The sequence below is a fragment of the Sphaerisporangium sp. B11E5 genome, from assembly GCF_039871875.1.
Taxonomy (GTDB): Bacteria; Actinomycetota; Actinomycetes; order Streptosporangiales; family Streptosporangiaceae; genus Sphaerisporangium.
Map to the genome: position 1 here is coordinate 25,825 of NZ_JBDPMD010000074.1, position 7,811 is coordinate 33,635.

At 69.7% G+C, this 7,811-nt stretch carries 6 protein-coding genes and 1 other RNA gene; 3 read left to right on the top strand and 4 right to left on the bottom strand.

Annotated features, from left to right (window positions below):
• Positions 1 to 1,461 precede the first annotated feature (1,461 nt).
• The 4 genes from rnpB to ABGB17_RS36920 form a co-directional block, all read right to left on the bottom strand.
• Positions 1,462 to 1,854, bottom strand: an RNA gene (rnpB, locus tag ABGB17_RS36905) — RNase P RNA component class A.
• A gap of 25 nt (positions 1,855 to 1,879) precedes the next feature.
• Positions 1,880 to 3,229, bottom strand: a complete 1,350-nt coding sequence (locus tag ABGB17_RS36910) for a bifunctional RNase H/acid phosphatase (protein ID WP_347638660.1) — start codon at positions 3,227 to 3,229, stop codon at positions 1,880 to 1,882.
• Positions 3,226 to 3,966 (bottom strand): C4-type zinc ribbon domain-containing protein, encoded by a 741-nt coding sequence (locus tag ABGB17_RS36915; RefSeq protein ID WP_347638662.1) that lies wholly within the window; start codon positions 3,964 to 3,966, stop codon positions 3,226 to 3,228. Before ABGB17_RS36915 ends, ABGB17_RS36910 begins: the two co-directional genes overlap by 4 nt.
• Positions 3,967 to 4,806, bottom strand: coding sequence for a Nif3-like dinuclear metal center hexameric protein (locus tag ABGB17_RS36920; protein WP_347638664.1), 840 nt, complete (start codon positions 4,804 to 4,806; stop codon positions 3,967 to 3,969).
• 107 nt (positions 4,807 to 4,913) lie between these two features.
• Between ABGB17_RS36920 and ABGB17_RS36925 the strand changes: the two genes are divergently transcribed.
• The 3 genes from ABGB17_RS36925 (at position 4,914) to ABGB17_RS36935 (ending at position 7,387) form a co-directional block, all read left to right on the top strand.
• Positions 4,914 to 5,975, top strand: a complete 1,062-nt coding sequence (locus ABGB17_RS36925; protein ID WP_347638666.1) for a membrane dipeptidase — start codon at positions 4,914 to 4,916, stop codon at positions 5,973 to 5,975.
• Complete coding sequence (locus ABGB17_RS36930) at positions 5,972 to 6,796, top strand: GNAT family N-acetyltransferase (protein WP_347638668.1); 825 nt, start codon at positions 5,972 to 5,974, stop codon at positions 6,794 to 6,796. The genes ABGB17_RS36925 and ABGB17_RS36930 overlap by 4 nt, the downstream gene beginning before the upstream one ends.
• A 252-nt stretch (positions 6,797 to 7,048) precedes the next feature.
• Positions 7,049 to 7,387, top strand: a complete 339-nt coding sequence (locus ABGB17_RS36935) for a hypothetical protein (RefSeq protein ID WP_347638670.1) — start codon at positions 7,049 to 7,051, stop codon at positions 7,385 to 7,387.
• Positions 7,388 to 7,811 lie beyond the last annotated feature (424 nt).

Genomic DNA, 7,811 nt, shown 5'->3' on the forward strand with positions numbered 1-7,811 from the left:
AACGTAGTCCTGAACAATCCTTATGGGTTGAGCTTACACCCTACTGCAACTGGGATTGCGTGTTTTGTTATAATCCTTGGCGACCCCAGGCATCACAGAAGTTCGCGGATGTGCAGCAGCCAGAAGCACTCATAAGCGGTATTTCGAAGTTACACGAGCGAGTGTCGTTCGACTATGTCGCCCTATCGGGCGGTGAGCCTCTACTGTATCGAGGCTTGGGTGAGGTGGTCACCTGGCTTGCGAGTAGAGATCTATACTCTATTCTCACCACAAATGGCGCTCTCCTAAGCCCCGAAAAGGGCCGATCCCTGGCTGCTGCGGGTCTGCGCGCCGTACAGATTTCCCTGATGTCATTGGACCAGAAGACGCATGACCATCTAGCCGGCAGAAGGTCTTGGAAACAGGCAGTCAAGGGAATATGTGTAGCACGCGAGCTGGGGCTAGAGGTGTCGACAGTTTTTACCGCCTGCAAAGACAATATAGATCACCTTCCACGCATGATTCCTTTTTTAAATAGTCTCGGAGTCGGGCGTATCATTGTAAACGATCTACAAATCGGCGGTACGGCTCTATCTAATGCCGAGCGGCTGACGATCTCGAAGAGTAGGCTACTCAGCGGAATCAGTGAGGCAGTCGAACTTGGCAAGCAATTTTCCATCACTGTCATCCCTGTTCCCCCTTTGCACTTCGACGCTTTAGATCCTCGACGACCTTGGACGAGGTGGGCTCTCGGGCCCGGACGAGAACTTAAGATGTGCAATTTATCTACAGCAAATTTCGGCGATATATTATCAATTCCGGATTCAGAATTAGATCGTCTCGTTGCCGACCTTACGGCCGGCAACATCGACGCCTTTGTAGGGCGGGTAAATACATGCAGCTGTTTTGATCGCAGATACAAGCAGTTGCGGTCTAAGGCCGACCCACGGCCGACCTGAAGCTATGAGGTCGTTTCTCATGTAATCCCGTCTGCTGTCGACCCACCGCAGAGCGGTAACGGGTCGACACCGGAGGTTCGCATGTCTCTGAGCCTGTGTATTCTGCGGCTATTGGAGGCGGCTAATGGTCTCAGTCGGGTTGCGGCCGAGGCGGCGGTCGGCTGGGCTTGCCAGGGTGGGTGAAGGCGGGATCCACCTACACCCCTGGCCACCCCACCGGCTTGCGGGTCCGGATCCCCCTGAACGCCGTGCTGGCGAAGGTGTGTGCCGCAACATCATGAAATGTCCCTGTCCGGGTGAACCTCCGCCATTGCACGGCAGGCATCCCATGCAGTCCACGAGGTGATGATCGACTCTTGCCGGAGCCCCCGGGACACCTCGAAGATCGATACACCCACCTCGTTCTTGCAGCCTCGCGGTGGGCTCGGACGGCGATGGATGCGGCGTTCAAGCGGGCCTCGCGTGTGCCCTGAAAGTGCCCTGATCTTCGCCGTACCTCGGAAGGTGCTGGTCAGAGAGGCGGCGGGCGAGTCGGCCTGTAGGCCGGGTTCTGTCCTTTGCGTGCGCAAAGGGGCGGCCATCCATCTAGGGTCGTCGTTGCCGACGGCCTCAAGCGGTCTACCCGCGCGGCTCGGGCGGGTCACCCTCGGGCGCCGCGCGCGGGTGGGCCCTTTCGGGCGCACCCTTCTTGACCTTGCTCCAGGTGGGGTTTACCTAGCCGCCCACGTCGCCGTGGGCGCTGGTGGTCTCTTACACCACCGTTTCACCCTTACCTTCCTTTTCAGGGAGGCGGTTTGTTTTCTGTGGCACTGTCCCGCGGGTCGCCCCGGGTCGGCGTTACCGACCACCTTGCCCTGTGGAGCCCGGACCTTCCTCGGCGGGGCTTTCGCCCCGACGCGGCCGCCCGGCCGGCTCGCCTGCCGTAGTGCCAGCTTAACGGATCACGGGAGGTGGGAGGTGTCGTTGATCTTGGTGACGAGGTCGGGGCCGTCGGGGTAGTGGTCGACGGCGGAGAGGGACGCCACGTCCAGGTGGATGCGGTAGAGGGCCTCCGGGGGGGCCAGGAGGGCGAAGCGGAGGAGGAGTTTGATGGGGGTGACGTGGGAGACGATCAGGATCGTCTTGCCTTTGTGGTCGAGGAGGAGTCTCTCCTTGGCGGCGGCGACCCGCTGGGCGGCCTTGGAGAAGCTTTCGCCGCCGGGTGGGGGGACGGCGGGGTCGGCGAGCCAGTCCTCCAGTTCGGCGGGCCAGCGGCGCTGGATCTCGGTGAAGGTGTGGCCCTCCCAGTCGCCGAAGTCGACCTCGCGCAGGGCGTCCTCGATCAGGACCTCGTGGCCGGTGCGGGCGGCCACGGCTTCGGCGGTGGCGCGGGCCCGGCGCAGGGGGGAGCTGACGATCACGTCGATGGCGTAGGGAGGTCCGGAGAGGCGGGCGGCGGCGGCTTCGGCCTGGTGGAGGCCGGCGGGGGTGAGGTCGGGGTCGCCTGTGCCGGAGAAGCGGCGTTCCACGGAGAACGGGGTCTCGCCGTGCCTGAGGAGGAGGAAGGACGTCGCGGTGGTGGACGGTGCCCGCCAGCCGGCTCCCCTCGCGGGCTTCGCGCTCGGGGTGACCGAGGGGGCGGGTTCCGCGACCGCGGAGGAGGCGGGTTCGGGGGTGAGGTCGAACAGGGCCTCGGCGGTCGAGGACGTGGGGCGCGGGGTGGTGGGGAAGGACGGGGACGGCCCAGGCGGGGAGGCGGATGGAGAGGGCCCAGGCGTGGATACGGATGGGGACGGCACAGGCGGGGTGGTGGGGAAGGGGCGTTCGGACGGCGAGGGGGTGAAGGGGGACGTGGTGGACGACGGCGGTGCGGTGGCGGGGAGGGTCTTCGAGCGCCAGGGGGTGCCTTTGGCGGCGGCGTCCATGGCCTCGTTGGCCAGGCGGTCGGCGTCGCGGTTGCGTTCGCGGGGGATCCACTTCCAGGTGACGCGGAGGCGGCGGGCGAGGACGCCGGCTTCCAGGGCCAGGGGGCGGAGGCGTTCGTTCTTGATCTTCCAGCGGCCGGCCATCTGCTCGATGACCAGCTTGGAGTCCATGCGGACCTCGACCGGGGTGCCGTCGCCGCCGAGGGCCAGGGCCGAGCGGAGGCCGGCGATGAGGCCCTGGTACTCGGCGATGTTGTTGGTGGCGACGCCGATGGAGTCGGCCGTCTCGGCGAGGATCTCGCCGCCGGGGGCCTTGACCACCGCGCCGTAGCCGGCGGGGCCGGGGTTGCCGCGGGAGCCGCCGTCGGCTTCGACGACGAGGTTCACAGGCCCGACTCGGGGGTGCGGACGAGGATGCGGCGGCACTCCTCGCAGCGGAGCACCTCGTCGGGGGCGGCGGCGCGGATGCGGTTGAGGTCGGCGATGGACAGCGACACCTTGCAGCCCTGGCAGCGGCCATGCTGCAGCATGGCGGCCCCGATGCCGTACTGGTCGCGCAGCTTCTCGTACAGCGCGAGCAGGTCGGCGGGGATGTCGGCGGTGATGCCGCCGCGGCGGCCCTTGGCCTCGCCGTCCTCCTGGTCGATGGCGGACAGCGCGACGTCCCGCTTCTCCTCCAGGGTGGCGAGCCCGGCGGAGATCTCACCGCGCTCGGCGCTCAGCCGGGCGACCTCGGCGTCCGCGGCCTCCCGGCGCTCCATGATCTCCAGCACGACGTCCTCGAGGTCGCTCTGCCGGCGGTGCAGCGACGCGATCTCGGACTGCAGGTTGGAGAGGTCCTTGGCGGACGACACCTGGCCGGAGTCGAGCCGCTTCTGGTCGCGGTCGGCGCGCACCCGGACCGCCTCGACGTCGGACTCGGCCTTGGCCTGCTCCCGGGCGAGGTCACCGGCCTCGGTCTCCGCGGCGATCACCTCGGTGGCGAGGCGCGCGAGCCGGGCCGACCGCTCGGCGATCTCGGCCAGTTCGGGCAGTGTGCGGCGCCGGTGGGCCAGCCTGTCGAGGACGGAGTCGAGCTCGGCCAGCTGGAGCAGGCGCTTCTGGGCTTCCGGGGCTGCTTTCACTTATTCCTCGCACTGTGCTGTTGTCGTCCAGGCATCCGTGACCGTCTCGGAGACGCGCGTCTCAACATTAATCCCCCTGGCCGCCAAGCCGGACGAAACCAGCCGCGCGGCATCGGCCAGCCAGGGCCATTCGGTCGCCCAGTGCGCCGCGTCGATCAGCGCGGGGCCGCCGGAGAACGCGCCGGCCTCGGCGAACTCGCTGGCCGGGTGGTGCCTGAGGTCGGCGGTGAGGAACACGTCGGCGCCCCGGGCCTCGCCGAGCAGGGAGTCGCCCGCGCCGCCGCTCACCGCGACCGTGTGGACGACGCGCCCGGGGTCGCCGGAGACACGCAGGCCCCACGCCGTCCGGGGCAGCCCGCGGGCGGCCTGGCCGGCGAAGGCACCCAGCGTCATCGGGGCCGGCAGGGCGCCGATCCGGCCGAGGCCGCGGCGGGGGTCGTCCGGCGCGTGGCGCAGCGGGCGCAGCGCGCCGGTGAGGCCGACGGCGCGGGCCAGGGCGTCGGAGACCCCGGGGTCGGCGACGTCGGCGTTGGTGTGGGCGGTGTACAGCGCGACGTCGTGTTTGATCAGGCGGTGGACCAGGGCGCCCTTGGGGGTGGTGGCCGCGACCGAGGTGGTGCCGCGCAGGTACAGCGGGTGGTGGGTGACGATCAGGTCGGCGCCCCAGCCGATGGCCTCGTCGGCGACGGCGGCCACCGGGTCGACGGCGAACAGGATCCTGCTCACCGGGCGGGCCGGGTCGCCGCAGACCAGGCCGACGGCGTCCCAGGACTCGGCCCAGGCGGGGTCGTACCGGGATTCGAGCTCCGCGACGACCGCGGACAGCGCTGACGGGGCCACGTGCGCAGACTACCGGGGTGATCGCACGGGGGTGACCACCGTCGGTCCCCGGCGGGGGTGGCGTCGCGGGACCGGCACCGTAGGCTGAGCCGGGAAAGGAGTGCAACGTGTACGTTGACCTGCATCGGAAGGCCGTCGTCGCCGATACGCACAATGACCTGTTGATGGCGGTGTCCGCCCGGCCGCCCCGGAGGTGGGCGTCGTTCTTCCGGGACCAGTGGCTGCCTCAGCTTCGTGACGGCGGAGTGAAGGTGCAGGTCCTGCCGGTGTTCATCGACGACCAGTTCCGGCCGGAGGGGGCGCTGCGGCAGACACTGCGCATGATCGAGTGCGCGCACGTGATGGCCGAGGGCAGCGCGGACGAGGTGAGCGTCTGCCTGGACGGCGCGCAGGTGGACGCGGCGCTGGCGCAGGGGAAGATCGCCCTGGTCATCGCGATGGAGAGCATGCCCGGCCTGGACGCCGGCGTGGAGCTGATCCCCACGGTGTTCCGGCTCGGGGTGCGGGTGGCGTCCATCGCGCACTGGGGGCGTACGCCGCTCGCGGACGGGAGCGGGGAGGACGCGACGGGGAGCCGGCTCACGGCGGCCGGGGTGGAGGCGCTTCACGAGATGGAGCGGCTCGGCATGATCTTCGATGTGTCGCACCTCGGGGCCTCCGGGGTGGCGCACGTGCTGGAGATCGCCTCCCGGCCGGTGATCGCGACGCATTCCTCGGCGCGGGCGCTGCGGGACCACCACCGCAACCTGACCGACGACCAGATGCGGGCGATCGCCGCCCTAGGCGGGGTGATCTGCACGAACTTCTACCCGCCGTTCGTGGCCGACTCCCCCGCCGGGTACACGGTGGCGCGGCTCGTGGACCACATCCTGCACACGGCGGAGGTCGCCGGGGAGGGGCACGTGGGGCTGGGGCCGGACTTCCTGGAGGAGGTCATGGCCGACCTGACGCCACCGTGCTGCGAGACGTCTGAGGAGGGTCCCGTCTTCCCGGTCGTGCCCGGTCTCGAAGGGCCGCGCGGGTTGCCGCTGGTGACGGAGGAACTGGTGCGGCGCGGGGTCTCCGAGGACGTCATCCGGGGGATCCTCGGGGGGAACGTACTGCGGCTGTTCCGTGCCGAGCTCGGCCGGTCGGCGTCCGAGCGGGCCGTGGCGGTGGCTGCCGGGTGAACACGGTGGCCGGTCTCGCCGTCCGGGAGGCTGAGGGGGCGGCCCGGCGGGCGGGGGTGGTGGTGCGGGAGCTGGACCGGATCTCGGAGTTCGAGGGCGTGTTCCAGGTGTTCGACCGGATATGGCGGGCCGATCCCTCCAGCGCGCCCATCAGCGTGGAGTTGATGCGGGCGTTGTCGCACAGCGGCAACTACGTCGCGGGGGCGTTCTCCCGGGGGGAGATGGTGGGGGCGGCGGTGGGGTTCCTCGCCGGGCCGCCCGCCGGGGGGTTGCACTCCCATGTGACGGGGGCCGTGGCGGGGCGGGGGGTGGGGTTCGCGTTGAAGCTGCACCAGCGGGCGTGGGCGCTCGAGCGGGGGCTCGGGCAGGTGAGCTGGACGTTCGATCCGCTGGTGCGGCGGAACGCGCATTTCAATCTGACCAAGCTCGGGGGGCGGCCCGCCGAGTACCTTCCGTCGTTCTACGGGCCGATGACGGACGTGATCAACGCCGGGGACGAGTCGGATCGGCTGCTGCTGGTCTGGCGTCTCACCGAACCCCATGTCCTGGACGCCTGCGCGGGCCGTCCGCGCGAGACCGTTCCGCCGGAGGGAGCGGTGGTGGCGGTGCGGGCCGAGGACGAGCGGCCGGTGGTGTCGGCGCCCGGGCGGGTGTCGCTGGTGGCGACTCCCTCGGACATCGAGGGGTTGCGGCCGGCCGACCCGGTCGCCGGCAGGGCATGGCGGATGGCCGTACGGGAGGTGCTCGGCGGGCTGATGGGACGCAGGGGGCAGGTGACGGGGCTCACCAAGGCGGGCGAGTACGTCGTCGAGCTTCCCTAGTGCGGTGATCACTTACCTGTATCGGACGCCTTCCTCCATCCGACGGATTCACCTCATCGGCGCCGCGTCGGCGGGACGGTGTACGGCGAATCCGGCGCCGCCTACGGCGGAGCACCCGGTGAACATTCCTGGACACCGCACCAGGTGGGGCGTGGCTGGACGGATCACCGGGTCTGTTCCGGGATGTGAGCTAAATGTCCAGTTCGGGTTGCGCGGTGGGTGGGGAGCGGCAGCATTCGGGGAGTGAGTGATGTGAATCTGCTTGATGGGCGCGAGTTCGTGATGGTCAGTTCTACGGCGAGCGCGGTGGATCCGTCCGGGCCCACACGGTTCGTCTACGAGGAGGCGGACGGGGTCGTCTGGGGGCGGTACGACGGGGACACCGTGATGCACGGGCGGTTCGTGGGGTCGCGGGACGGTGATCTGGTCGAACTCGCCTACGTGCATCTGCTGAAGAGCGGGGAGCGTGCCGGGGGGCGGAGCAGTTCCCGGGTGGAGAGACTGGCGGACGGGCGGCTGCGGCTGGTGGAGGAGTTCCGCTTCGACGGGGACGACACTCCGCAGGTCAGCGTGTGCGAGGAGGTGCGCTGAGCACCTGACGCGATGGCCGGCCACCGTACGGCGGCGCCGGAATCGCCGCACCGCACCCCGCCGCGTCGGCGCCGGTCAAACGCGCGCGACGGCTGAGGCAGGAGCAGACCGGCCGGCCACCGTACGGCGGCGCCGGAATCGCCGCACCACACCCCGCCGCGTCGGCGCCGGTCAAACGCGCGCGACGGCTGAGGCAGGAGCAGACCGGCCGGCCACCGTACGGCGGCGCCGGAATGGCCGCACCACATCCCGCCGCGTCGGCGCCGGTCAAAAGGGCGCGACGGCTGGGGGGCAGGGGCGAGCGGTGGGCTGGGGGCAGGGGCGAGCGGTGGTAGGTCAGGTGTCGCCGCGCATTTCGGCGCGGCCTTCGGCGGCGCCTACGAAGCGCATCTTGCCCAGGGGGATGCCGGGGGTGGGGTCGGGG